Source organism: Mesorhizobium sp. KACC 23794, assembly GCF_052180275.1.
Classification (GTDB): Bacteria; Pseudomonadota; Alphaproteobacteria; order Rhizobiales; family Rhizobiaceae; genus Kumtagia.
In genome coordinates, this window is record NZ_CP197465.1 from 2,859,141 (window position 1) to 2,881,945 (window position 22,805).

General features: G+C 62.9%; 27 protein-coding genes. 18 read left to right on the forward strand and 9 right to left on the reverse strand.

The features are described 5' to 3' along the window. Positions 1-81: 81 nt before the first annotated feature. A complete protein-coding gene (locus ACSBOB_RS14015) occupies positions 82-489 on the reverse strand; it encodes a thermonuclease family protein (RefSeq protein WP_442582998.1) in 408 nt (135 codons plus the stop codon). Between the two features lie 194 nt (positions 490-683). Between ACSBOB_RS14015 and ACSBOB_RS14020 the strand changes: the two genes are divergently transcribed. After that, complete coding sequence (locus ACSBOB_RS14020; protein ID WP_442582999.1) at positions 684-2,048, forward strand: NAD(P)-dependent oxidoreductase; 1,365 nt, start codon at positions 684-686, stop codon at positions 2,046-2,048. Here the strand turns inward: ACSBOB_RS14020 and ACSBOB_RS14025 are convergent. Beyond that, positions 2,045-2,281 (reverse strand): type II toxin-antitoxin system HicA family toxin, encoded by a 237-nt coding sequence (locus ACSBOB_RS14025; protein ID WP_442583000.1) that lies wholly within the window; start codon positions 2,279-2,281, stop codon positions 2,045-2,047. The genes ACSBOB_RS14020 and ACSBOB_RS14025 overlap by 4 nt on opposite strands. 3 nt (positions 2,282-2,284) lie before the next feature. Further along, positions 2,285-2,515, reverse strand: coding sequence for a type II toxin-antitoxin system HicB family antitoxin (locus ACSBOB_RS14030; RefSeq protein ID WP_442583001.1), 231 nt, complete (start codon positions 2,513-2,515; stop codon positions 2,285-2,287). Between the two features lie 118 nt (positions 2,516-2,633). Between ACSBOB_RS14030 and ACSBOB_RS14035 the strand changes: the two genes are divergently transcribed. From ACSBOB_RS14035 to ACSBOB_RS14060, 6 genes are all read left to right on the forward strand, one after another. After that, positions 2,634-3,020 carry a hypothetical protein gene (locus ACSBOB_RS14035; RefSeq protein WP_442583002.1) on the forward strand — a complete coding sequence of 129 codons (387 nt, stop codon included), beginning with the start codon at positions 2,634-2,636 and terminating at the stop codon, positions 3,018-3,020. A gap of 18 nt (positions 3,021-3,038) precedes the next feature. After that, the gene (gene preA, locus ACSBOB_RS14040) at positions 3,039-4,352 is read left to right on the forward strand and encodes an NAD-dependent dihydropyrimidine dehydrogenase subunit PreA (RefSeq protein ID WP_442583003.1); all 1,314 of its coding nucleotides are present in this window, start codon (positions 3,039-3,041) and stop codon (positions 4,350-4,352) included. A 194-nt stretch (positions 4,353-4,546) separates the two neighbouring features. Beyond that, positions 4,547-4,918 (forward strand): DoxX family protein, encoded by a 372-nt coding sequence (locus ACSBOB_RS14045; RefSeq protein WP_442583004.1) that lies wholly within the window; start codon positions 4,547-4,549, stop codon positions 4,916-4,918. Positions 4,919-5,040: 122 nt separating this feature from the next. Then, entirely contained in the window at positions 5,041-5,538 is a 498-nt protein-coding gene (locus ACSBOB_RS14050) for an RrF2 family transcriptional regulator (RefSeq protein ID WP_442583005.1), read from the forward strand. 33 nt (positions 5,539-5,571) lie between these two features. Further along, positions 5,572-6,033 (forward strand): carboxymuconolactone decarboxylase family protein, encoded by a 462-nt coding sequence (locus ACSBOB_RS14055; protein ID WP_442583006.1) that lies wholly within the window; start codon positions 5,572-5,574, stop codon positions 6,031-6,033. 167 nt (positions 6,034-6,200) lie between these two features. Next, positions 6,201-6,458, forward strand: coding sequence for a DoxX family membrane protein (locus tag ACSBOB_RS14060; RefSeq protein WP_442583007.1), 258 nt, complete (start codon positions 6,201-6,203; stop codon positions 6,456-6,458). Positions 6,459-6,536: 78 nt separating this feature from the next. Here the strand turns inward: ACSBOB_RS14060 and ACSBOB_RS14065 are convergent, their stop codons facing one another. Beyond that, positions 6,537-6,845, reverse strand: coding sequence for an EthD family reductase (locus ACSBOB_RS14065; RefSeq protein ID WP_442583008.1), 309 nt, complete (start codon positions 6,843-6,845; stop codon positions 6,537-6,539). A 94-nt stretch (positions 6,846-6,939) separates the two neighbouring features. Beyond that, positions 6,940-7,572, reverse strand: a complete 633-nt coding sequence (locus tag ACSBOB_RS14070) for a TetR family transcriptional regulator C-terminal domain-containing protein (RefSeq protein ID WP_442583009.1) — start codon at positions 7,570-7,572, stop codon at positions 6,940-6,942. A 239-nt stretch (positions 7,573-7,811) separates the two neighbouring features. Here ACSBOB_RS14070 and ACSBOB_RS14075 point away from each other — a divergent pair, with 239 nt between their 5' ends. The 3 genes from ACSBOB_RS14075 to ACSBOB_RS14085 are packed head-to-tail and all read left to right on the forward strand — an operon-like array spanning position 7,812 to position 10,697. Continuing rightward, complete coding sequence (locus tag ACSBOB_RS14075; RefSeq protein ID WP_442583010.1) at positions 7,812-9,140, forward strand: aspartate aminotransferase family protein; 1,329 nt, start codon at positions 7,812-7,814, stop codon at positions 9,138-9,140. 38 nt (positions 9,141-9,178) lie between these two features. Then, entirely contained in the window at positions 9,179-9,436 is a 258-nt protein-coding gene (locus ACSBOB_RS14080) for a cupin domain-containing protein (RefSeq protein ID WP_442583729.1), read from the forward strand. A gap of 10 nt (positions 9,437-9,446) precedes the next feature. Continuing rightward, positions 9,447-10,697, forward strand: coding sequence for a Zn-dependent hydrolase (locus tag ACSBOB_RS14085; protein ID WP_442583011.1), 1,251 nt, complete (start codon positions 9,447-9,449; stop codon positions 10,695-10,697). Between the two features lie 125 nt (positions 10,698-10,822). Here the strand turns inward: ACSBOB_RS14085 and ACSBOB_RS14090 are convergent, their stop codons facing one another. Next, positions 10,823-11,062: a hypothetical protein gene (locus ACSBOB_RS14090; protein ID WP_442583012.1), complete on the reverse strand. Its 240-nt coding sequence runs from the start codon at positions 11,060-11,062 to the stop codon at positions 10,823-10,825. 27 nt (positions 11,063-11,089) lie between these two features. Here ACSBOB_RS14090 and ACSBOB_RS14095 point away from each other — a divergent pair, with 27 nt between their 5' ends. Further along, positions 11,090-11,557 (forward strand): hypothetical protein, encoded by a 468-nt coding sequence (locus tag ACSBOB_RS14095; RefSeq protein ID WP_442583013.1) that lies wholly within the window; start codon positions 11,090-11,092, stop codon positions 11,555-11,557. A 3-nt stretch (positions 11,558-11,560) separates the two neighbouring features. On the opposite strand, the gene ACSBOB_RS14100 is transcribed toward ACSBOB_RS14095, so the two are convergent. Then, positions 11,561-11,989: a cupin domain-containing protein gene (locus tag ACSBOB_RS14100; RefSeq protein WP_442583014.1), complete on the reverse strand. Its 429-nt coding sequence runs from the start codon at positions 11,987-11,989 to the stop codon at positions 11,561-11,563. 124 nt (positions 11,990-12,113) lie between these two features. Here ACSBOB_RS14100 and ACSBOB_RS14105 point away from each other — a divergent pair, with 124 nt between their 5' ends. The 6 genes from ACSBOB_RS14105 (at position 12,114) to ACSBOB_RS14130 (ending at position 17,286) form a co-directional block, all read left to right on the forward strand. Then, positions 12,114-12,896: an ABC transporter ATP-binding protein gene (locus ACSBOB_RS14105; RefSeq protein WP_442583015.1), complete on the forward strand. Its 783-nt coding sequence runs from the start codon at positions 12,114-12,116 to the stop codon at positions 12,894-12,896. 327 nt (positions 12,897-13,223) lie between these two features. Further along, positions 13,224-14,105: an ABC transporter permease gene (locus ACSBOB_RS14110; protein WP_442583016.1), complete on the forward strand. Its 882-nt coding sequence runs from the start codon at positions 13,224-13,226 to the stop codon at positions 14,103-14,105. 166 nt (positions 14,106-14,271) lie between these two features. Next, entirely contained in the window at positions 14,272-15,420 is a 1,149-nt protein-coding gene (locus tag ACSBOB_RS14115) for an ABC transporter permease (RefSeq protein WP_442583017.1), read from the forward strand. A gap of 22 nt (positions 15,421-15,442) precedes the next feature. Further along, entirely contained in the window at positions 15,443-16,414 is a 972-nt protein-coding gene (locus ACSBOB_RS14120) for an ABC transporter substrate-binding protein (protein WP_442583018.1), read from the forward strand. 142 nt (positions 16,415-16,556) lie between these two features. Then, entirely contained in the window at positions 16,557-16,862 is a 306-nt protein-coding gene (locus tag ACSBOB_RS14125) for a type II toxin-antitoxin system MqsR family toxin (protein ID WP_442583019.1), read from the forward strand. 1 nt (position 16,863) lies between these two features. After that, positions 16,864-17,286: a type II toxin-antitoxin system MqsA family antitoxin gene (locus ACSBOB_RS14130; protein WP_442583020.1), complete on the forward strand. Its 423-nt coding sequence runs from the start codon at positions 16,864-16,866 to the stop codon at positions 17,284-17,286. A 20-nt stretch (positions 17,287-17,306) separates the two neighbouring features. Here ACSBOB_RS14130 and ACSBOB_RS14135 read toward each other — a convergent pair whose 3' ends face one another. Beyond that, complete coding sequence (locus ACSBOB_RS14135; RefSeq protein ID WP_442583021.1) at positions 17,307-18,956, reverse strand: thiamine pyrophosphate-binding protein; 1,650 nt, start codon at positions 18,954-18,956, stop codon at positions 17,307-17,309. Beyond that, positions 18,953-20,119 (reverse strand): CaiB/BaiF CoA transferase family protein, encoded by a 1,167-nt coding sequence (locus tag ACSBOB_RS14140; protein WP_442583022.1) that lies wholly within the window; start codon positions 20,117-20,119, stop codon positions 18,953-18,955. The genes ACSBOB_RS14135 and ACSBOB_RS14140 overlap by 4 nt, the downstream gene beginning before the upstream one ends. Positions 20,120-20,350: 231 nt before the next feature. On the opposite strand from ACSBOB_RS14140, the gene ACSBOB_RS14145 reads away from it, so the two are divergent. Then, positions 20,351-22,714 carry a beta strand repeat-containing protein gene (locus tag ACSBOB_RS14145; protein ID WP_442583023.1) on the forward strand — a complete coding sequence of 788 codons (2,364 nt, stop codon included), beginning with the start codon at positions 20,351-20,353 and terminating at the stop codon, positions 22,712-22,714. Positions 22,715-22,805: the final 91 nt, after the last annotated feature.

Consider the following 22,805-nt stretch of genomic DNA (forward strand, 5'->3'; position numbering starts at 1 on the left):
TCACGCGCGAGGCGGCTGCTTTCCGGCAGCGATGATGGACGCATCGACAGCGCCCCTAGGTCGGACTGCAAGGAAGACGTGCTACTCCCAGATGCCGACCTTCGCGGCGCGGGCCTGTTCCTCGACCGCGTCGTAGCCGCCGCGCGACCAGGCGAGACCTTCCTTCACCATCAGCATGCCGAGATCGAGCCCGGCGGCGCGGCAGATGGCCACGCCGTTTCCTTTCGGTTCGCATGTGATCTCGTCTTCGCCGGCCACGGCGGCCAACTGGTCGCGGGCGCGGTCGCCGCAAGGCCAGTCGATTCCGTTTGATGCAGGGCACATCCTGCCCGGCGCGGGGGCTTCGATGCCCCACAGTCGGAACGTTTTTCCGTCGATCACCAGCGTGGCCCCGTCCATTATGCGTGTTTCGGCCAAGGCGGACTGCGGCGCCGCGGCAAGCCCTGCCGCAATCACGCTGGTTATCAGCTGACGGTTGAAGTGCAGCATTGCGAAGTTTCCGATTCAAGGTTCCCGCCGGATATACGGCATGTCGGCATCTGCCGATAAGGCCGGCGAAAAGATGACAATCATAATCATCTTTTTATTGAGTGCGTTCAAGCGCTTACCCAAAATTTGACCGATTGATAAAAAAATAAAACGTGCTAGCCTTCCCCGTAAGAGCAAGAATTGGGGAAAATTGGATGGCCGCTGGTCAATTCAAGGAGGGTGTGGCCGGCGGACGGCTGGCACCCTCGCAATATGCCGAGAATTTCTCCGACCTGCACCCGCCGCTGGATCATCATGAGGCGCTGGTCGAGTCCGATCGCTGCTATTTCTGCTACGACGCGCCGTGCATGAATGCGTGCCCGACCTCGATCGACATCCCGCTGTTCATCCGCCAGATTTCCACCGGCAACCCGATCGGGTCGGCCAAGACCATTTTCGACCAGAACATCCTGGGCGGCATGTGCGCCCGCGTCTGCCCGACCGAGACGCTGTGCGAGGAAGTGTGCGTGCGCGAGACGGCGGAGGGCAAGCCGGTGCAGATCGGCCGGCTGCAGCGCTACGCGACCGACACCGCGATGCGGCAGGGCAAGCAGTTTTACGAGCGCGCCGCGCCGAGCGGCAAGACGGTCGCCGTGGTCGGAGCGGGGCCGGCCGGGCTCGCCGCCGCGCACCGGCTGGCGCGCCACGGCCACTACGTGACCATCTTCGAGGCGCGGCAGAAATCCGGCGGGCTCAACGAATATGGCATCGCGGCCTATAAAAGCGTCGATGATTTCGCGCGCGCCGAAGTCGACTATGTGACGGCGATCGGCGGCATTTCGATCGAGAACGGCAAGGCGCTGGGGCGCGACATCCAGCTTTCCGAACTGACGGCGAAGTATGACGCGGTGTTCCTCGGCATGGGCATGGCCGGCGTCAATGCGCTGCGCGCCGAGGGCGAGGACGCGGACGGGGTCCGCGACGCAGTGGAATTCATCGCCGAACTGCGACAGGCGTCCGAGCTTTCCGGCCTGCCGGTCGGGCGGCGGGTGGTGGTGATCGGCGGCGGCATGACGGCGGTGGACGCCGCGGTGCAATCGAAACTGCTCGGCGCGGAAGAAGTCACCATCTGCTACCGGCGCGGCCAGGAACACATGAACGCCTCGGAATACGAGCAGGATCTGGCCGCCGCCAACGGCGTCACCATCCGCCACTGGATGCAGCCGAAGCGGGTGATTGCCGAGGGCGGCAAGGTGGTCGGCATCGAACTCGAATACACCGCGCTGGCCGGCGACAGGCTGGCGGGAACCGGCGAACTTCTTATGCTCCCCGCCGACCAGGTGTTCAAGGCGATCGGCCAGATTTTCGTGCCGGCGGCGCTGAACGGCAGCGGGGCGGTCATTGCCTTGGAAGGAGGGCGTATAAAAGTCGATGCCGAGGGCCGGACTTCGCTGGCAAAGGTATGGGCCGGCGGCGACTGTGTCGCCGACGCGCGCGAGGATCTGACGGTCTCGGCGGTGGCCGCGGGGCGCGATGCGGCGGAGAGCATTCACCGGGCACTCGTCTCGCGAGGAGCCTAGAGCAGCGCGATGAACTCGTCGGCAGAAAGGCCTGCTTCCTCCAGAATGGCGGACAACGTACCGACGGGTATCTGTCTGCTGCCATGGACAGGCACGGAGACCATTCTCCGCGGAGGTCCGGTATGCGTCAGAACATGATGGCTGCCGTGGACGTGGCGCAGTTCGAACCCCGCCCTGCGAAGCGCGCGGACGACTTCCTTGCCGCCGACAACTGGAAGCCGGCGCGGATTCACCGGTCAGGCTGCTATGGTAAGCGTGTCTATGCGGGTTTCGATGTCGGGCGGTATGTCGATGCCGTCTTCTCTGTAGACGTTGAGGACGGCCTCGATCGCCTCCCGCGCATTGGTCAGCGCTTCCTCGTAGGTGGCTCCATAGGTGACGACCGGGGGCAGGGCAGGGACGCGGACGGTGAAACCGCCCTGCGGCTCGGGCAGCAGATGGATAGTGAAGCGTCTCTCTGTGGTCATCCTTCGCAACCTCTCGGCGACAGTCCGTGCCTAACCAAACATATTACCGCACCAGGAAATCTCCAACTCCGGAGATCCCATGGCTGACATCCGCAGTATTCGCGTGAGGTAAAGCGACGTGGCTTGGACTACCGCAGGCAAGGATTTGACTTTGGCGGCCGTGGCGGTCGGCGGCGAAGTGGCTGCGAGCATGCTCGCATTGCCAAAAATGCTGATCCTCAAATATCTGAGGCCGAAGCAGAATTCGTTTTATCTCGTTGGAGATGGGGACGAGTTGGACCTCGTCGGGATAATCGAGCGGTTCCATGGCATGGAGTTTATGCCCGGGGAACTCGAAAATGCTGTCACGTTCGGACAATTGTTCGATGTCGTCGTCAACAAACGACGACTCCGGGGCGATGATTTCGATCCACGTGTCACATGGAATGAACTGGTCGAGATTGTTGTCAATTTTTCAGGGCATCAAGCACCGGTCGACCGCGATACTACTTTCATCGCCTCCTAGGCTTAATGGAGAACGTCCATGGCTGACATCCGCAACGACTTCGTCGGCATCAAATCGCCAAATCCGTTCTGGCTAGCTTCGGCGCCGCCGACCGACAAGGCCTACAACGTCGTCCGCGCTTTCAAGGCGGGTTGGGGCGGCGTGGTTTGGAAGACGCTCGGCGAGGAGGGGCCGCCGGTGGTTAATGTCAATGGCCCGCGCTACGGCGCGATCTGGGGCGCCGACCGGCGTCTGCTGGGGTTGAACAACATCGAACTGATCACCGACCGCGCGCTGCAGATCAATCTGCAGGAGATGAAGCAGGTCAAGATGGACTGGCCGGACCGGGCGCTGGTCGCCTCGATCATGGTGCCCTGCGAGGAAAACGCCTGGAAGGCGATCCTGCCGCTGGTTGAGGAAACCGGCGCCGACGGCATCGAGCTGAATTTCGGCTGTCCGCACGGCATGAGCGAACGCGGCATGGGCGCCGCGGTCGGCCAGGTGCCGGAATATATCGAGATGGTGGTGCGCTGGTGCAAGCAGTATACGCGCATGCCGGTGATCACCAAACTCACGCCAAACATCACCGACATCCGCAAGCCGGCCCGCGCCGCGCATTCGGGCGGCACCGACGCCGTGTCGCTGATCAACACCATCAACTCGATCACCGCCGTCAATCTCGACACGTTCTCGCCGGAGCCGTCAATCGACGGACGCGGCAGCCATGGCGGCTATTGCGGCCCAGCAGTGAAGCCGATCGCGCTGAACATGGTGGCCGAGATCGCCCGCGATCCGGAAACGCGAGGCCTGCCGATCTCCGGCATCGGCGGCATCACCACCTGGCGCGACGCGGCGGAATTCCTGGCGCTCGGCGCCGGCAACGTGCAGGTGTGCACGGCGGCGATGACCTACGGCTTCAAGATCGTGCAGGAGATGATCGAGGGGCTGAAGAACTGGATGGACGAAAAGGGCCACCGCTCGCTCGACGACGTGATCGGCCGCGCCACCCCGAACGTCAGCGACTGGCAGTTCCTCAATCTCAATTATGTCGCCAAGGCGCGCATCGACCAGGATTTGTGCATCAAATGCGGCCGCTGCCACATCGCCTGCGAGGACACTTCGCACCAGGCGATCACCTCGATCGTCAACGGCGTGCGCCATTTCGAGGTGATGGAAGACGAGTGCGTCGGCTGCAACCTCTGCGTCAACGTCTGCCCGGTGGAAGGCTGCATCACCATGGAGCCGCTTGCCGCCGGCGTCATCGACCAGCGCACGCAAAAACCGGTGTCGCCGGTCTACGCCAACTGGACCACGCACCCGAACAACCCGATGGCGAAGGTGGCGGCGGAGTAGAAACGCAGGGGACAGTTTACTTTTATCCCCTTGCGCGGCCGTCTGATCGTCGAGCCCTGTCCGGGGATAAAAGTAAACTGTCCCCGGCATTCCCCGGCCCTGCGTCGCCACCTACGAATATGGTGCCCAAATACGCGCGCCGCTTTCGGTCGCACCCGCGATCGTCTATCACCGCTTGAAACAGGCGGGTGGACATGACGACTGCGGAACTCCTGACGCATATCGGCCGGATCGTTTTCGGCGGTTTCTTCCTGATCGCCGGCATCCGGAATTTCCTGCATTTCCGCGAGCGCACGGAACTTTCCACCAACTACGGCTGGCGGCTTCCGGCTGTTCTGGTCGCCGTGGGCTTCGCGATGCAATTGGTCGGCGGCGTGTCACTGATCTTCAACCTGCATGCCGCGACCGGAGCCGGGTTGCTGATCGTCTTCCTCGTTGTCGCAACGTCGCTCTACCACAATTTCTTCATGTTCCAGGGCAAGGAGCGCGACCCGCATCTTTACCTGACGCTGGTCAACATCACGCTTGCCGGCGGCCTGCTGATGATCATTGCCGACGCGCTGTAGCCAGCCTCGGTCACTCCAGGAAACGAGCAAAAGCTGCCACCAGAATAGGAGACATAATCGCTACGCTTATTGTGGATAAAAAATATCCATGATACTAAATATCCACGATATGGAGATCGGCCGTGAAACTGAGTGAAGGCGTGGAGGCGGCGATACATTCGGCGATCGTTCTCGCCGACCTGCCCGAGGGGGCGACCCTGCCGGGGTCGGCGCTGGCCGAATATCACGGCGTCTCCGGAAGCTATCTGCTCAAGCACCTGAAGGAGCTCGTTGCCGCAAGAATCCTGGAGTCGGTGCCGGGGCCGGCCGGCGGATACCGGCTGGCGCGTGGCGTCGACAGGATCAGCCTGCTCGACATCGTGCTGGCGGTGGAGGGGCCGCAGCCGGCCTTCCGCTGCCTGGAGATCCGGCAGAAAGGGCCGGGCGCGCTGGAAACCGCCTCCTATAAGAAGCCATGCGGCATCAACGCGGCGATGCTGAGGGCCGAGCGCGCCTATCGCGCCGTGCTCGCCGAGACAAAACTCTCCGACCTGATGGATGAGTACGAGATCGACGCTGACCCGAAGGCGGTGGCGTTCGGCTGCGCCTTCCTCGAACGTTATCAGCGCATGCCGCGCTGAGCATTTTTCCTCAACCAAAAGAAAGGAACGACCATGAAGACGCGCATGAACTATTTCGCCAAGGCGCCGGACCTGCTGAAGGCGGTAAGCGCCCTGGAGCAGGCGGTGCAGGACTCCGGCTTTGATCATATGCTGGTGCATCTGGTGAAGCTGCGCGCCTCGCAGATCAATGGCTGCGCCTATTGCGTCGACATGCATGTCAAGGAGGCGCGCAAGGACGGCGAGACCGAGCAGCGTATCCATTTGATCAGCGCCTGGCGCGAGAGCCCGCTCTACAGCGAGCGTGAACGCGCTGCACTGGAATGGACCGAGGCGCTGACGCTGCTGCCGCAGAGCCGCGCCGCCGATGAGTTCTACGATCCGCTGAAGACGCATTTTTCCGATGTCGAGATCGTACAACTCACCGTGCTGATCGGCGTCATCAACACCTGGAACCGTCTCGCCGTCGGCTTCCGTTCGCAGCATCCGATCGACCGCAAGGCCGAGGCGGCCTAAGGTTGCCGGGGGCGGCCGGCATGTTGCGTGCCGCCCGCGAGAACAGTGGAGGGGGCGATGGATTCCGAAATGGCGGCCGTGTTGATCACGGTCGGGCGCGTCCTGCTCGGTGGCGCGTTTGCGTTCGCCGGCATCCGCAACATCGTCAACGCGAGTTGGTCAGCGGCATGATGGCGGCGCGCGGCGTGCCGATGGCAAAGCCGGTGCTTTATGCCGGCATTGTGCTGCAGATACTCGCCGGCCTGCTGCTCGTTGCCGGCCTGTGGGTGCCGTGTGCCGCGCTGGCGTTGATCGTCTTCCTGATCGCCGCCACCCCGATGTTCCACAATTTCTGGGATTTTCAGGGACCGGAGCGCGCGGCGAAATTCAACGGCTGGATCAGCAACGCGGCAATAACGGGGGGATTGTTGATCGCGGCGGGGTGAGTGAGTTGAGCGCGTGGTAGCGCCCCTCGCCCGCCCGAGCGAAAAGGAGGGCGGGTGAGGGGGCGCCTCCTGAGACGCTCAAACCTCGACCGTATCGAAGACCAGCAGGTCGACGCCGCCATCGGCGAAATTGCCGAGGTCGCCGGCGGCTGCCTGGCCTTCGGGCGAGTCGAGCCCGGCCTGGAGGTCGCCGATCGACCCGAACTCCAGCACCGCCACCAGATGGAAATCCGACGGCCCGGCCGGCGTGTTCACGCCGCCCTTGCTGATGTCGTATTTGCGCAGGCCGGGAATCTTCTTGGCCAGCGGGATGTGGGTGGCATGGTAGTAGCGGTCGAAGGCGTCCCTGTCCTTCGGCGTCTTATAAAGAGCGATCAGTTTTGCCATTTTTTCTCCTCCCAGTTGGAGGCGGCATGCTGACGCAAGTGGTGCGGGCGGGCAATCGGACTTTCGGGCACCCGCTGGCCTGACGGTTGCGAGCTCAGGACGGCGGCTTCAACCCGCCGATGAAAAGCTGCTCGAGAAACCGCGCGGCGTCCTCGAAGCGGCCTTCGCCCCCCCGATCCGGGCCGAGCACGGCGCGCACCTGCACGTCGAAATCGGCATAGTGCTGGGTGGTCGCCCAGATCGAGAAGATCAGGTGATAGGGATCGGTGCGGGCGATCTTTCCCGAACGCATCCAGCCCTTGATCACCTCGACCTTTTCGTCGACCAGCGCCTTCATGTCGCCTTCGAGGATCGGCATGACGCGCGGCGCGCCTTGCAGGATCTCGTTGGCGAACAGCCGGCTTTCGCGGGGAAAATCGCGCGCCATCTCCAGCTTGCGTCTGATATAGCTGCGCAGCTCGGTCATCGGGTCGCCGATGTCGTCCAACTCGCGCAACGGCGCAAGCCAGGTGTCGAGCAGGCGGCGCATCAGCGTCACATGGATGTCTTCCTTGCTGCGGAAATAATAGAGCAGATTGGGCTTCGACATGCCGGCCGCCTCGGCGATCTGGTCGACTGTGGCGCCGCGAAAACCGTGGGTGGAAAACACTTCAAGTGCAGCTTCCAGGATGAGTTCGCGCTTCTCCTGCTGGATGCGGGTGCGGGGCCGGCGCGTTGGGCTGTCCATCAGGCGTGGCGCCTTTCGCAGCCGGCAAAACAGGTCATCTGGCCCAATCGTCTGGACCAGTTGCTATCCCGCCGTGGAACGCGATTTCGGCGCCTCATTTCCGCTACTACCGGCTTGACCGCCGATGCGGCGGTGCTAACGTTTGTCCAATCGGTCAAAAATTTGCGTATCACCAAACGTCGCGAAGACCAAGCGTCGGCCGTTAGCTGGTTAGGGGAATTTGTGGGAAAGGCTTGGTCATGTCCAACCGTTTGAAAGTCACGCCGAACGATCTCAGCGCCTTCTGGATGGGGTTCACGCCCAACCGCCAGTTCAAGAAGCAGCCGCGCATCGTCGTCTCCGCCAAGGACATGCACTATCAGTCCTCCGATGGCAGGCAGATCCTCGACGGTGCGGCCGGCCTGTGGTGCGTCAATGCCGGCCACTGCCGGCCCAAGATCACCGAGGCGATCCAGGAGCAGGCCGCCAATCTCGATTTCGCCCCGACCTTCCAGTTCGGCCATCCGCTTGTCTTCGAGCTTGCCAACCGCCTTGTCGACATCGCGCCGGCCGGGCTCGAGCATGTCATGTTCACCAATTCCGGCTCGGAATCGGTCGATACCGCGCTGAAGACGGCCATCGCCTATCACCGCGCCAAGGGCGACGGCTCGCGCTTCCGCCTCATCGGCCGCGAGCGCGGCTATCACGGCGTCAATTTCGGCGGCATCTCGGTGGGCGGCATCGTTCCCAACCGGAAAATGTTCGGCACGATGCTGACCGGCGTCGACCACCTGCAGCATACGCACAATCTCGCCAAGAACGCTTACACAAAGGGCGAACCGGAACATGGCGTGGAACTCGCCGACGAACTGGAGCGCATCGTCGGCCTGCACGACGCCTCGACCATCGCCGCCGTCATCGTCGAGCCTGTGGCCGGCTCCACCGGCGTTCTCATCCCGCCGAAAGGCTATCTGAAGCGCCTGCGCGAGATCTGCACGAAGCACGGCATCCTGCTGATCTTCGACGAGGTCATCACCGGCTACGGCCGCCTCGGCACGCCGTTCGCCGCCGATTATTTCGGCGTGACGCCGGACATCATGGTGACCGCCAAGGGCCTGACCAACGGCGTCATCCCGATGGGCGCCGTGTTCGTCACCAAGGCGATCCACGACGCCTTCATGAACGGGCCGGAGCACATCATCGAGTTCTTCCATGGCTACACCTATTCGGGCAACCCGATCGCGTCGGCCGCCGCCCTCGGCACGCTCGACACCTACAAGGATGAGGGCCTGCTGACGCGCGGCGCCGAACTCGCGCCCTATTGGGAAGAGGCGGTGCATTCGCTGAAGGGCGAGCCGAACGTCATCGACGTCCGCAATATCGGCCTGATCGGCGCGGTCGAGATGTCGCCGATCCCCGGCGAGCCGGGCAAGCGCGGCTTCAACTCGATCATCCGCGCCTTCGAGCACGGCGCGATGCTGCGTATCACCGGCGACATCATCGCGCTCTCGCCGCCACTTATCATCACCAAGGGCCAGATCGACGAACTGATCGACCACGTCCGCGACACGATTAGGGCCGTGGCGTGACCTACCAGGCGCGGCAGCAGGCGACAGCCACGAAGCTGATGGAGGACGACAAGGTGCGCGTCACGCGCTGGGATTTCGATCCCGGCGCCGAGACGCGATGGCACCGCCACGAGATGGATTATGTGGTCACCACGCTGACGCCGTGCAGCTTCCTGCTGGAGGAACCCGGCGGCGGCACGCGGCGTGTCGACATGGAGGCTGGATCGGTCTATCGGCGTGACGAGGGCGTGGAGCACAATGTCGTCAACGGCGGCGACCAGCCCATGTCGTTCATCGAAGTCGAACTGAAAGCATGAAGGCAACTTGATGGCAGCCCCCGGCGAGAATCTGCGAATCAATCCAGAGCGTTTGTGGGATTCGCTCATGGAAATGGCGAAGATCGGCCCCGGCGTCGCCGGCGGCAACAACCGCCAGACGGTGACCGACGAGGACGGCGAGGGCCGGCATCTGTTCAAGCGCTGGTGTGACGCCGCCGGGCTGGAAATGGGCGTCGACGAGATGGGCACCATGTTCGCCCGCCGCGAAGGGGAAGACCCCAGCCTGCCGCCGGTCTATGTCGGCAGCCACCTCGACACCCAGCCGACCGGCGGAAAATTCGACGGCGTGCTCGGCGTGCTCGGCGGGCTTGAGGTTATCCGCACGCTCAACGACCTCGGCATCAAGACGAAACATCCGATCGTCGTGACCAACTGGACGAACGAGGAGGGCGCGCGCTTTGCCCCGGCGATGATGGCGTCCGGCGTGTTCGCCGGCGTGCTCGACCAGGCCGACGTCTACGAACACACCGACCGCAACGGCAAGAAATTCGGCGAGGAGCTGGAGCGCATCGGCTGGAAGGGCGACGAAAAGGTCGGCGACCGGAAGATCCACGCCTTCTTCGAACTGCATATCGAGCAGGGGCCGATCCTTGAGGACGAAGGCATCGACATCGGCGTGGTGACCCACGGCCAGGGCCTGAAATGGCTGCAGGTGACGCTGACCGGCAAGGAGGCGCATACCGGCTCCACCCCGATGCCGAAGCGCCGCAACGCCGGCCTCGGCATGGCGCGCGTCACCGAACTGGTGCACGAGGTGGCGATGGACTACCAGCCGGACGCGGTCGGCGCGATCGGCCACATGGAAGTCTACCCCTGCTCGCGCAACATCATCGCCGGAAAAACTGTCTTCACCATCGACATCCGCTCGCCGGAGAAGGAAGTGCTGGACGCCATGGACGGGCGCATCCGCGAAGGCATCGAATTGATCTGCGAGGCGCTCGACATCAAATTCGAGATCCAGCAGGTCGGCCATTTCGACCCCGTCACCTTCGACGAGAACTGCGTGAAGGCGGTGCGCGACGCCGCCGAGCGGCTCGGCTACAGCCATCGCAACATCGTGTCGGGCGCCGGCCACGATGCGTGCTGGATCAACCGCGTCGCGCCGACGGCGATGGTCATGTGCCCATGCGTCGATGGGCTGTCGCACAACGAGGCTGAGGACATTTCCAAGGAATGGGCCGCCGCCGGGGCGGACGTGCTGTTCCACGCGGTGGTGGAAACGGCGGGGATTGTCACGTGACGCTGCGCATCGGCTGAGCAACGCAAAACGGCGCGGTTTCCCGCGCCGTTGATGGTTTTGCTGACAGGTGGCAGTGCTGCCGGCGCGCCTGTTGACTGACAGGAGGCGCCGGACGGGCGGGAGGGCTACTTGTCCTTCTCGTCTTCATCGCTTTCGGACTTTTCGTCCTCGCTTTCGGCGTCGTCGGCTTCCTCGTCAGTCTCGGCCTCCTCGTCGGCCTCGGCAACGATTTCTTCTTCAGCCACATCGGTTTCGGCTTGTTCGACGGCCTCGCCGGCTTCAATCTCCGGCTGGGCGGCCGCGAGAATTTCCTCGGACGCGGCCGGGGAAGGGGTTTCTTCGTGAACGTTGGTTTCTTCGGTCATTTCGGCCTCCGGAAAAGGGTTGCGGAAATGACCCTATGGCCGTGCCATGAATGGGCGGTGACGCTCGCGCGACGGCTCGATGTCCTGTCGATGACGGTTTTGCACACGGCCGCGCTGCGCGCGCTGGCGCTGGCAGTCGTGGCACTTGCCATGCAGGCGCCGCCAGCGGCAGCAGCCGAACCGCTTGTCATCGCCGGCAACTACGGCAACGAGGCCGGATGCCGGACGGCTGCCGGCGGGGTCGCCGACAGTGAGGACCTGCTGATGCTGACGCCGCGCGAGGTCGGCACATATGCGACGCTGTGCAGCTTCGTCCAGCTCCTTCCCGGCGGCGATGTTGACCTCGTCGCGACGGTCACATGCGGACATGAGGGCGAGGACCTCATTACGCTCGGCATGATGCGCCTGCGCAGGGAAACGGATCGCGACGCCTTCACGATCTACGACGAGCAGGGGGATTCTTGGGGAACGGTCGAGCGCTGCAAGGCGCCCTGAACCTCAAATGGCTGGCGCCTCGGCCGGCACGCGAGCGTCGAGATGCGGAAGCAGCACGACGCTCTCCTGCTCGTTCGGATCAGTGCGGGCGATCACCGCCGAGGCCGGTTCGTTCGACAGATTGGCTGGCAGGTGCGGCACCCCGGCCGGGATGTAGAACAGGTCGCCGGCGCGCGCGACCAGCACATTCTCCAGTTCGTCGCCGAACCAGGTGTGGACCTCGCCGGACAGCACGTAGATCGCGGTCTCGTGGCTTTCATGCATATGCGCCTTGGCGCGGCCGCCCGGTGGCACCGTCAGCAGATGCATGCAGATGCCTTGCGAGCCGACCGTCTCGCGGGCGATGCCGGCGAGATAACGAAAACCCTGCTTGCCGTCGTAACTCTCTTCAGCCCGCAGCAGGCGGCATGTCGGCTTCGATCCCTCTTCCATTTTCGTCTCCGGCAAGCCCTGTCCAGCGAATGATGACGATCAGGGTGCAAATTGATGTTCATACGGCATCAGCGACAGCCTGCCGCTCTTGAAGCTATCGTGGCGTGTGCAACAAGATGATTTCATGAATACTGCAGTCGTTTCCGCCAGCGGCCTGTCGCTTACCTTCCAGACCAATGACGGTCCGGTCAACGCCCTGTCCGACGTCGATCTCTCGATCGGCAAGGGCGAGTTCGTGTCCTTCATCGGCCCCTCCGGCTGCGGCAAGACGACGTTTTTGCGCGTCATCGCCGACCTGGAAAAGCCCACCGCCGGCAAGATCCTCGTCAACGGCATGACTGCCGAGCAGGCGCGCGAAAAACGCGCCTATGGCTACGTCTTCCAGGCGGCGGCGCTGTTTCCGTGGCGCACCATCGAAAACAACGTCGCGCTGCCGCTGGAGATCATGGGCATCTCAAGAGCCGAGCAGCGCGAGCGGGTGAAGCGCACACTCGACCTCGTCAATCTTTCCGGCTTCGAGAAAAAATACCCCTGGCAGCTTTCCGGCGGCATGCAGCAGCGCGCCTCGATCGCCCGGGCGCTCGCCTTCGACGCCGACCTGCTGTTGATGGATGAGCCGTTCGGCGCGCTGGACGAGATCGTGCGCGACCATCTGAACAAGCAACTTCTGGAACTGTGGGCGCGCACCACCAAGACCATCTGCTTCGTCACCCACTCCATCCCCGAGGCCGTCTATCTCTCCACCCGCATCGTCGTCATGTCGCCGCGGCCAGGCAGGGTGACTGACGTCATCGAATCGACTTTGCCAAAGGAGCGCCCGCTGCACATCCGCGAGACGCCGGAGTTTCTGGAGATCGCGGCACGGGTGCGGGATGGGTTGCGGGCGGGGCATAGTTATGAGGATTAGTTTGTCGCTTTCCCAGTCTTCATCAGGCATCGCTTCGCTCCGCCCCGCGATAGCGCCAAGCTGGAACACCCCTCATCCGTCTCGCCCTTCGGGCTCGACACCTTCTCCCACAAGGGGAGAAGGTGGAGCGCTGCGCTTACGTCTCGACCAATCGTCAACGTTGGAGATTTGCAGAGGCGGCAAGTCCAGGCTCCGACCTTCTCCCCTTGTGGGAGAAGGTGGCCGAGCGGAGCGAGGTCGGATGAGGGGTGTTCCAGCTTGGCAATTCCGTAGACTTTGCGAACCTCGGCCCGTCAAGAGGCGTACGCCGACGGCCAAGGTGGCCGAATGACCGACCGCCTCAGTGACAAGATCATCCCCGTCACCACGATCCTGCTCGGGCTGATCGTCGTCTGGTACATCGGCGCGGTGGCTATGAACGCGCCGTTCCAGCGCGATCTCGACCGGCGAGGGAATGTCACGCGCACCACGCTGGAGTTCGTGCAGGCGACCCTGTCCCAGCCAAAACCGACGCTTCCCGCCCCGCATCAGGTCGCGGCCAATTTCTTCGAGAACACGTTCCTGCGAAAAATCACCAGCAACCGCAGCCTCGTCTACCATTCCTGGGTGACGCTCTCCTCGACGCTGGTCGGTTTCCTGTTCGGCACTGCGCTCGGCATCGCCATCGCCGTTGGCATCGTGCATCTGAAATCGCTGGACCGAAGCCTGATGCCGTGGATCATCGCCTCGCAGACGATTCCCATCCTCGCCATCGCGCCGATGATCATCGTCGTGCTGGCGGCGGTGAACGTCACCGGGCTGATCCCCAAGGCGATGATCTCGACCTATCTGTCGTTCTTCCCGGTCGCCGTTGGCATGGTGAAGGGGCTGCGCTCGCCCGAAATCATGCATCTCGACCTGATGCGCACCTATTTCGCCAGCCCGTCGCAAATCTTCTGGAAACTCAGGGCGCCGGCTTCCGTGCCGTTTCTGTTCGCTTCGATGAAGGTGGCGGTGGCGGCGAGCCTTGTCGGCGCCATCGTCGGCGAACTGCCGACCGGCGCGGTGGCCGGCATCGGCTCGAAGCTCCTGGCCGGCGCTTATTACAGCCAGACCATCGACATCTGGGCAGCACTTGTGGCCGGTTCGGTGGTGGCGGTGCTGCTGGTGGCGCTGGTCGCACTTGCGGGCCGCATCGTCGAGCGCGCGATGGGAGCGCGGCCGGTATGAGGCGCATTGGCGACGGACACCGGCGTGGCATGCGGCTGTGGACCCCCACCCCTAACCCCTCCCCACAAGGCGGAGGGGGATTCGGAAGCGTCGGCGCCAAGTCCCCCTCCTCCTTGTGGGGAGGGGTTAGGAGTCCACAGTCGTCCACTCGGGAAGGCTTGCCGGCATGAGGTGGTTCACGCCGTCTTGGCAGGTGTTGCTTGTCGTCCTGCTCTGCATCCTGGCCGCTCTGCTCGGCCCGATCACAGCGACCGAGGCCGGCGTCCCTTTGGGTTCGGCTGCCGGCTATCCGTTCGCCGACGCAAGAATCTTCATCTTCGATCTCATCCTCGCCGCAGGCGTGATCTCTATGATGCGCGTCCCACCGCTTGCCGCGGCTTTCGTCTTGTTCATCGGCGCGCACGCCGCTGCCTGGCTGTTGCTCTCAGGGCTCGCGGGCTCGGAAGGCACGGCGCGTACGCCGTTCTATCTTCTGATGGCAGCCGCGTGGCTGCTCGCCTGGCGCTGCGTAACCCTGCTCTCCAGCCTGCAGCCGGCGGCGCGCCGGGCTCAAATCCTGCTCCGATTGGCCATCCCCGCCATCTTCGGCCTGTGGCTGCTGGTCATCTGGGAGGCGATCACGCGCGGTGCAGGCATCCCCTTCATCCTCCTGCCGCCGCCGTCGGCAGTCGGCGCGCGCATCGCCAGTTCGTTGCCGATCCTCGCCGCCGACGTGCAGCAGACCATCTTCAAGGCAGCCCTTGCCGGCTACGCGATGGGCTGTGCGGCGGGTTTCGTCACCGCGATCCTCGCCGACCGTTTCCTGTTCCTGCGCCGCGGTCTGATGCCGATCGGCAACATGGTGTCGGCGCTGCCGATCATCGGCGTGGCGCCGATCATGGTCATGTGGTTCGGCTTCGGCTGGGAATCGAAGGCTGCGGTGGTCGTCATCATGACTTTTTTCCCGATGCTGGTGAACACGGTCGCCGGGCTGGCGGCCAGCGGCCATATGGAGCGCGACCTGATGCGCACCTATGCGTCCTCCTACTGGCAGACGCTGTTCAAGCTGCGCCTGCCGGCCGCGGCGCCCTTCATCTTCAATGCGCTGAAGATCAACTCGACGCTGGCCCTCATCGGCGCCATCGTCGCCGAATTCTTCGGCACGCCCGTCGTCGGCATGGGGTTCCGCATCTCCACCGAGGTGGGGCGCATGAACATCGACATGGTGTGGGCCGAAATCGCGGTTGCGGCGCTCGCGGGTTCGGTCTTCTATGGCGTGGTCGCCCTGTTCGAGAGGGCCGCCACGTTTTGGCATCCGTCTGTCCGTGGTGGATAGACTTATCCAGAGGGTAGAAAAAATGAAAAGAACGATCGTTTCTCTGCTTGCCGGCGCGATGTCGCTGGCGGCCGCCCAGGCGCTCGCCGCCGACGCGGTGACGCTGCAGCTCAAATGGGTGACGCAGGCGCAGTTTGGCGGCTATTACGTCGCCAAGGAAAAGGGTTTTTATGAGGAGGAAGGCCTCGACGTCACCATCAAGCCGGGCGGTCCGGATATCGCGCCGGAGCAGGTGATCGCCGGCGGCGGCGCCGACGTCATCGTCGACTGGATGGGTGGGGCGCTGGCAGCGCGTGAAAAGGGCGTGCCGCTGGTCAACATCGCTCAGCCGTTCAAGAAGGCCGGCATGGAACTGGTCTGCCCGAAGGACGGGCCGGTCAAGACCGAAGCCGACTTCAAGGGCCATACGCTCGGCGTCTGGTTCTTCGGCAACGAATATCCGTTCTACGCCTGGATGAACAAGCTCGGCCTGCCGACCGAAGGCGGAGCGGACGGCGTTACCGTGCTAAAACAGTCGTTCGACGTGCAGCCGCTGATCCAGAAGCAGGCCGACTGCATCTCGGTCATGACCTACAACGAATACTGGCAGCTGATCGACGCCGGCTACAAGCCGGAGGACCTGATCGTCTTCAATTACACGGCGATGGGCAACGACCTGCTCGAGGACGGCCTCTACGCCATGGAGGACAAGCTCAAGGACCCGGCCTTCGAGAACAAGATGGTGCGTTTCGTGCGCGCTTCGATGAAGGGCTGGAAATATGCCGTCGACAATCCGGACGAAGCGGCGGGCATCGTGGTCGAAGCCGGCGGCCAGGACGAGAACCACCAGAAGCGCATGATGGGCGAGGTGGCAAAACTCATCGACAATGCCGACGGCAAGCTGATCGAGGCAGCCTACAAGCGCACCGCCGACGCCCTGCTGGCCCAGAAGATCATCACCAAGGAGCCTTCCGGCGCCTGGACGGCTGCGATCACGGACAAGGCGATCAAGTAAGCTCGACTGGTTTCACGCAAGATCAGGAAGGGGCGGGCGACCGCCCCTTCTCCATAGCAAAATGCCGGATTCGGTGTTGGCTACGTCCTGAATCCTTATTGGAGCACTCTTGATATGCCACCTTAATGGTGGCATAATGGTGATGGAAAAGCGCAAGCCCAGCTACGATTTGACGGCGATAAACGCGGCGCTTAGCTCGCCGGAAACATTGTCAATAACAGCAGTAGCGCGCCGCAACGCGCTCCAACTTGGATTCGATGCTGCGGGCGTGGTGGAGGTAATCCATAGTCTGGAGCGACGGATGTTCCAGAAATCGATGACGACTTACGCCGATCATCGAATCTGGCAGGATGTATATCAGGCGCGGGCGCGCAATTTGGTGCTCTATGTGAAATTTCAGGCAAACGTCGTGACAGACTTTACCGTGATGTCGTTCAAGGAAAAATGAGATGGTTGCAGAGCGCATACTTCCCGAGACGATGGTGTCACCGGAAAGTGGTGAGCAACTGGTTCGGGGCGTTCGGCCGTTTACCGTAACCTACAAGGGACAGGCCATAACGGTTGATCAACCGGGCTACTACAATCCACGCAATGAAGAAGATGCCGTGTTCGTCGGGCGGGACATGGAGCCGTCCGACGCTGCGCTACGCGAACTCAAACGCCGCGTCGATGGGTTGCCTGCGCCGAACGACATCCGCGAAATCCGTGCCAAGCTAAAGCTCTCGCAGCGCGAAGCCGGCGAACTCTTCAAGGTCGGAGAGAACGCGTTCGACAAATACGAGCGCGGGCTCGTCGAGCCGAGCGGCCCTACGACCCAGCTCATGAAGCTGCTGTCGAAGCATCCGGAACTTGTCGACGAGTTGCGAAAGTAGGCAGCGCAGAAGCTTGGTCGCTACCGCCGCTCCCGGATATCCGTCAGCGTCCTGGTCGGCGTGATCGCTTCCGGATCGAGCTTGATCTCGATGATCGCCGGCTTGCCGCTGGCACGCGCCCGCTCGAAGGCCGGCGCGAACTGGTCAGTCTTCTCCACCGTCTCGCCATGTCCGCCATAGGCGCGGGCAAGGGCGGCAAAATCCGGGTTTTTCAGGTCAGTGCCGGAGACGCGGCCGGGATATTCGCGTTCCTGATGCATGCGGATGGTGCCGTAGATGCCGTTGTTGACCAGCACCACGATGATCGGCAAATCGTATTGCACGGCGGTGGCGAATTCCTGGCCGTTCATCAGGAAACAGCCATCGCCGGCGAAACAGATGACGTCGCGGTCGGGGAAAAGCTGTTTTGCTGCGACCGCCGCTGGCGTGCCATAGCCCATCGAGCCGGAGGTGGGTGCCGCCTGCGTGGCGAAGCGGCGGAAGCGGTGGAAACGGTGGATCCAGGTGGCGTAGTTGCCCGCGCCATTGGTGAAGATCGTGTCGTCCGGCAGGACGGATTCGAGATAGGTCATGATCTGGCCCATGGCGACCGAACCGGGGCTGGTCTCTGGCGGCGTCGACCAGTCGAGATAGGCGGCGTGCAGGCGCTCGGTCTCGGTCTCCCAGGCGGGCGGCGCTTTCGGCGCGGTTTTCGCAAAAGCCTCGGCGAAGCTTGCCGGCGATGCATTGATGGCGACCGTCGGCCGGTAGACGCGGCCGAGTTCGTCCGGATCGGCGTGCACGTGAACCAGCGTCTGGTCGGGGTAGGGGCTTTTGAGCAGCGTGTAGTCGGACGACGGCATCTCACCGAAGCGCCCGCCGACCAGCAGGACGAGATCGGCCTGCTTGATATAGTTTGCGAGTTTTGGGTTTGGCCCGATGCCGACATCGCCGGCGTAACAAGGGTGCAGATGGTCGAACAGCATCTGGCGGCGGAAGGACACGCCAACCGGCAGCGCCCAGGCTTCCGCAGCCTTCTCGAATGCCGATTTGGCGTCGGCCGTCCAGCGCGTCCCGCCAAGAATGGCGATCGGTCGCCTGGTGTTGACCAGCAACTCGGCAAGCTGCCGCATCTCCGGTTCGCCCGGCCGGGTCTCGACCGGTGTCCAGGCTTTCGCCGCCGGCGCCTCGACCTCGCTTGTCAGCATGTCTTCCGGCAGTGCGATCACCACCGGTCCCGGCCGGCCGGACGTCGCGACGGAAAAGGCGCGGGTGACGATTTCAGGGATACGCGAGGCGTCCTCGATCTCGGTCGCCCATTTGGCGATCGGGCCGAAGAAAGCGCGGTAGTTTACCTCCTGAAAAGCCTCGCGCTCGCGCGCATGGCTGGCGATCTGGCCGATGAACAGGATCATCGGGATCGAATCCTGCATGGCGATGTGGATGCCGGCCGAGGCGTTGGTGGCGCCGGGACCGCGGGTGACGAAGCAGATGCCTGCCTTGCCGGTCAGCCTTCCGTGGCAGTCGGCCATCATCGCCGCACCGCCCTCCTGCCGGCAGACGATGGTCTTGATCGGCGAATCGTGCAGGGCGTCCAGCACCGCCAGATAGGATTCCCCTGGCACGCAATAAAGGCGGTCGACGCCGTTGGCCTCCAGCGCGTCGACGATCAGTTGTCCGCCGGTCTTCATGAGCCCTCCAGTTCGGAAAGGATTTCGGCCGTGTGCTCGCCAAGCCGAGGCGAGGGGCGATCGTAGGCCAGCGGCGTTTGCGAATAGGCGATCGGCGAACGCACCGTGGGCAGGACGTTGCCGTGGCCGTCGTCGAGGTCGAGCCGCATTTTTCGCGCAACGGTCTGCGGATCGGCAAAACTGTCTTCGATGGTGTTGATGGGGCTAGCCGGCACGCCGACCGTCTCCAGTTTCGCGAGAAGGGACGCGCGATCGAAGGCTGCCAGCTTCTCCACCATCGCCGCGCGCAGCGCGACGCGGTTGGCGACACGCGCCGAATTGGTCGAAAAATCCGGATGGTCGGGAAAGCCGTCCAGCCCCACGACGGCACAGAATTTCCGGAACTGGCTGTCGTTGCCGGTCGCCAGGATGAAATGGCCGTCCGCCACCGGCAGCACCTCGTAGGGCGCGATGTTGGGGTGGGCGTTGCCCATGCGCGTCGGCGTGTTGCCCGACACCAGGAAATTCATGTTCTGGTTGGCGAGCACGGCGATCTGCGTGTCGAACAGCGCCATGTCGATATGCTGGCCTGCGCCGGTCGCCTCGGCGTGGCGAAGCGCGCCCTGGATGGCGATGACGGAATAGAGGCCGGTAAAAATGTCGCTGACGGCGACGCCGACCTTCTGTGGCTCGCCGCCGGCGGCGCCGGTGATCGACATAAGACCCGACATGCCCTGGACGATGAAGTCGTAGCCGGCGCGCGCCGCATAGGGCCCGTCCTGGCCGAAGCCGGTGATCGAGCAGTAGATCAGTTTCGGATTGAGTTTTCGCAGGCTGTCATAGTCCAACCCGTATTTCTTCAGCCCGCCGAGCTTGAAGTTCTCGATGAGCACATCCGCGGAAGCCGCCAGTTTCCGAATCGTTTCGGCGCCCTCCGGCGTCGAGAAATCCACTGCGATCGAGCGTTTTCCGCGATTGCAGGAATGGTAATAGGCCGACGACAGGTTCTCGCCGTCATGGCCGGTGACGAAGGGCGGCCCCCATTTGCGGGTGTCGTCGCCTTCCGGGCTTTCCACCTTGATCACGTCGGCGCCGAGGTCGGCCAGCGCCTGCCCGGCCCAGGGGCCGGCGAGGATGCGGGCGAGTTCGATGACGCGGATGCCGTGAAGAGGTGGATTGCACATCGCTCCTCTATGCCAGTCCGGCGTGCGCCAGGAAACAGGATTCGGATGCGACAACGACACCGGGCCTGCAGGCACGTGCGGCGCTGGTGAACAGCTGCCGTGAAGGTGATGAGTGCAATATTTTCGTGGGCCGAAGCAACTTTCGTAAAACTTATTATGACTTTTGTCAAAATTCCAAGAAAAATTCAGCAATAAGTTCTGTTAACCGTAAGTCTGGATGGGGTGAAGCCTGTGGCAGTCGTCAAAGACAATACGTTGGGGTTGGCTTCGGTACAGTTCGATCAGGGGGCACTGGCTTTAAGCAATGCTTTTGGCCTGGAAATTCTGTCTGCCGGAGGGCAGACCTTCGTTTATGTCGCGGGTTATGCGGAGGACGGCATATCCATCAACAAGATGGATACCAACGGCAATCTCACCTTCGTCTCTTCGATTTTCGACGTTGGCGCGACAAAACTTGATGGGGTGGCAAACTTCGCATCTGCCAGCTTCGGTTCGACACGCTATCTCTACGCCGCCGGAGCGCTCGAGAACGGCATCAACACTTTCAAGGTCGGCAATGACGGAAGCCTGACCTTCGTCGGCAGCGTCACAGACGACGCGACTCTCGAACTTCTCAACAATGAAGGCGAGATGACCGTCGTCCAGAAGGGCGGCAAGCAGTTCCTGATCGCGCCCGGCAGAGTCGACGACGGTGTCAGCGTCTTCGAACTGCAATCGAACGGCTCGTTGAACAACGTGGCCAATGTTTCGGATACGGCAGCGACCGCCCTGAACGGCGCCTATACCACGACCTCGTTGACAACCGGAACCGACACCTTCGTCTTTGTCGGCGGGCGCGACGACCACGGCATCTCGGTCTTTGAAATGGGCGCCGACGGCTCGCTGGCGGCGACCGACACGGTCTTCAACACAATCGGCCTCGAGATCGCAAGCGTGTTCTCGCTCGCGACCGCCACCGTCGGCGGAAACCACTACCTCGTTGCCTCGGGCGAGGGATCCGACGGTTTGAGCGTCTTTTCGGTCTCCGATGCCGGCCTTCTGCTCAATGTCTTCAACATCTCGCATTCCGCGGATATTCCGCTCAATGGTGCGCGCGGCTTGAAGGTTTTCTCGTTCGGCGGTGAAACCTACCTGGCGGCTGCCGCTACCGGATTTGGCGGGACGGTTTCGTATTTTCGCATCGAGGCGAACGGCTCGCTCACCCACATCGACAGCTTCTCCGACGATTCGGTATCGCGCCTGACAGGTGCCTCGCATATCGATTTCGTGGAGCTGGGTGGCACCGGGTATCTGCTCGCAACAGGGGCTTTCGGCGACGGTGTCAACGCCTTGAGCATAGGCGGTGGTAACAGCACGCTCAACGGCACAAGCGGCGCCGATTCGCTCTATGGCTATGGTGGCAACGATACGCTGAACGGGTTGAGCGGAAACGACCGGCTGGATGGCGGATTGGGCGCCGACACGATGGCTGGGGGCAAGGGCGACGACTTCTATATGGTTGATCAGCAGGGCGACGTGGTCGTCGAGACGGTGGGAAACGGCACGGCTGATCGGGTCGCGGCTCGCGCCAGCTATGCGCTTGCGGCCGACGACGACATCGAGTTGTTGACCACGACCAACAGCGCCGCCACGTCGTCAATCAATCTTACCGGCAATCTGGGGTTCCAGACGATCTACGGCAACGCCGGTAACAATGTGCTGAGCCCCGGCGGGGCGAACGGCGCGACGGACGTCATGCGCGGACTGGGCGGCAACGACACCTACCGTGTGTACAATTCGGGAGACACGATCGTCGAAGGTGCGGCGGAAGGGGCGTCCGACCGATTGGCCGCGGCTGTCGACTACGTGCTTGGCGCGAATGTCCATATCGAGCTGATGGTCACCAACGGCACGACGGGCACGGCTTCGATCGATCTCACCGGCAACGCTCTCAAACAGGAAATCATCGGCAATGCGGGCAACAATGCCCTGCATGATGGGGGTGTCGGCGGGGCCGACTCGATGAGCGGGCTGGGCGGCAACGACACATACCGGGTGCACAACGCCGGCGACGTCATCTTCGAAGCAGTGGGCAACGGCAACGACCGCGTGGCCTCTGCGGTCAGCTATGTACTGACGGCAGGTGCGGAGGTGGAAACGATCCAGACCAGTTCGACGCTAGGGCTGGGCGCAATCAACCTGACCGGCAATGAGTTCGCACAATCCATTATTGGCAACGCCGGCAATAATCGTCTGGAGGGCAAAGGCGGTGCCGATACTTTGCGAGGGCTGGACGGCCTCGACACATTCGTCTTCGCCAACTCGCTGGGATCGGGCAACATCGACACTATCGTCGGTTTTGTGGCCGCCGATGACCGCTTCCAACTGTCTAAGGCGATCTTCTCGGCTTTCACGCAGACCGGCACGATCTCAGCCAGTCAATTTCGTGCCAACGCGGCGGGCGAGGCCGAGGATGCCAATGATCTGATCATCCAGGACGTCGACAACGGCCGGCTATACTATGATGCCGACGGCTCGGGGCTGGGCCTGCGCATTCACTTCGCGACTGTCGGAGCGGGCGTGACGATGACGAATGCGGATTTCGTCATCGCCTGAAAGCCGGGCGAAGATGCGCCCGGCAGGCGAAATCGACGGCGGCCGGGCTCTTGCCGCGTTTGCGGGTGTCGCTGTCGCCGGGTCGGCAGAT

What these genes read in the sequence shown, in the direction of transcription:
- ACSBOB_RS14015 (WP_442582998.1), bottom strand. Translation starts at nt 489, where the DNA reads ATGCTGCACTTCAACCGTCAGCTGATAACCAGCGTGATTGCGGCAGGG.
- ACSBOB_RS14020 (WP_442582999.1), top strand. Translation starts at nt 684, where the DNA reads ATGGCCGCTGGTCAATTCAAGGAGGGTGTGGCCGGCGGACGGCTGGCA.
- ACSBOB_RS14030 (WP_442583001.1), bottom strand. Translation starts at nt 2,515, where the DNA reads ATGACCACAGAGAGACGCTTCACTATCCATCTGCTGCCCGAGCCGCAG.
- preA (WP_442583003.1), top strand. Translation starts at nt 3,039, where the DNA reads ATGGCTGACATCCGCAACGACTTCGTCGGCATCAAATCGCCAAATCCG.
- ACSBOB_RS14045 (WP_442583004.1), top strand. Translation starts at nt 4,547, where the DNA reads ATGACGACTGCGGAACTCCTGACGCATATCGGCCGGATCGTTTTCGGC.
- ACSBOB_RS14055 (WP_442583006.1), top strand. Translation starts at nt 5,572, where the DNA reads ATGAAGACGCGCATGAACTATTTCGCCAAGGCGCCGGACCTGCTGAAG.
- ACSBOB_RS14060 (WP_442583007.1), top strand. Translation starts at nt 6,201, where the DNA reads ATGATGGCGGCGCGCGGCGTGCCGATGGCAAAGCCGGTGCTTTATGCC.
- ACSBOB_RS14065 (WP_442583008.1), bottom strand. Translation starts at nt 6,845, where the DNA reads ATGGCAAAACTGATCGCTCTTTATAAGACGCCGAAGGACAGGGACGCC.
- ACSBOB_RS14070 (WP_442583009.1), bottom strand. Translation starts at nt 7,572, where the DNA reads ATGGACAGCCCAACGCGCCGGCCCCGCACCCGCATCCAGCAGGAGAAG.
- ACSBOB_RS14075 (WP_442583010.1), top strand. Translation starts at nt 7,812, where the DNA reads ATGTCCAACCGTTTGAAAGTCACGCCGAACGATCTCAGCGCCTTCTGG.
- ACSBOB_RS14080 (WP_442583729.1), top strand. Translation starts at nt 9,179, where the DNA reads ATGGAGGACGACAAGGTGCGCGTCACGCGCTGGGATTTCGATCCCGGC.
- ACSBOB_RS14085 (WP_442583011.1), top strand. Translation starts at nt 9,447, where the DNA reads ATGGCAGCCCCCGGCGAGAATCTGCGAATCAATCCAGAGCGTTTGTGG.
- ACSBOB_RS14090 (WP_442583012.1), bottom strand. Translation starts at nt 11,062, where the DNA reads ATGACCGAAGAAACCAACGTTCACGAAGAAACCCCTTCCCCGGCCGCG.
- ACSBOB_RS14095 (WP_442583013.1), top strand. Translation starts at nt 11,090, where the DNA reads ATGACCCTATGGCCGTGCCATGAATGGGCGGTGACGCTCGCGCGACGG.
- ACSBOB_RS14100 (WP_442583014.1), bottom strand. Translation starts at nt 11,989, where the DNA reads ATGGAAGAGGGATCGAAGCCGACATGCCGCCTGCTGCGGGCTGAAGAG.
- ACSBOB_RS14105 (WP_442583015.1), top strand. Translation starts at nt 12,114, where the DNA reads ATGAATACTGCAGTCGTTTCCGCCAGCGGCCTGTCGCTTACCTTCCAG.
- ACSBOB_RS14110 (WP_442583016.1), top strand. Translation starts at nt 13,224, where the DNA reads ATGACCGACCGCCTCAGTGACAAGATCATCCCCGTCACCACGATCCTG.
- ACSBOB_RS14115 (WP_442583017.1), top strand. Translation starts at nt 14,272, where the DNA reads ATGAGGTGGTTCACGCCGTCTTGGCAGGTGTTGCTTGTCGTCCTGCTC.
- ACSBOB_RS14120 (WP_442583018.1), top strand. Translation starts at nt 15,443, where the DNA reads ATGAAAAGAACGATCGTTTCTCTGCTTGCCGGCGCGATGTCGCTGGCG.
- ACSBOB_RS14125 (WP_442583019.1), top strand. Translation starts at nt 16,557, where the DNA reads ATGGAAAAGCGCAAGCCCAGCTACGATTTGACGGCGATAAACGCGGCG.
- ACSBOB_RS14130 (WP_442583020.1), top strand. Translation starts at nt 16,864, where the DNA reads ATGGTTGCAGAGCGCATACTTCCCGAGACGATGGTGTCACCGGAAAGT.
- ACSBOB_RS14135 (WP_442583021.1), bottom strand. Translation starts at nt 18,956, where the DNA reads ATGAAGACCGGCGGACAACTGATCGTCGACGCGCTGGAGGCCAACGGC.
- ACSBOB_RS14140 (WP_442583022.1), bottom strand. Translation starts at nt 20,119, where the DNA reads ATGTGCAATCCACCTCTTCACGGCATCCGCGTCATCGAACTCGCCCGC.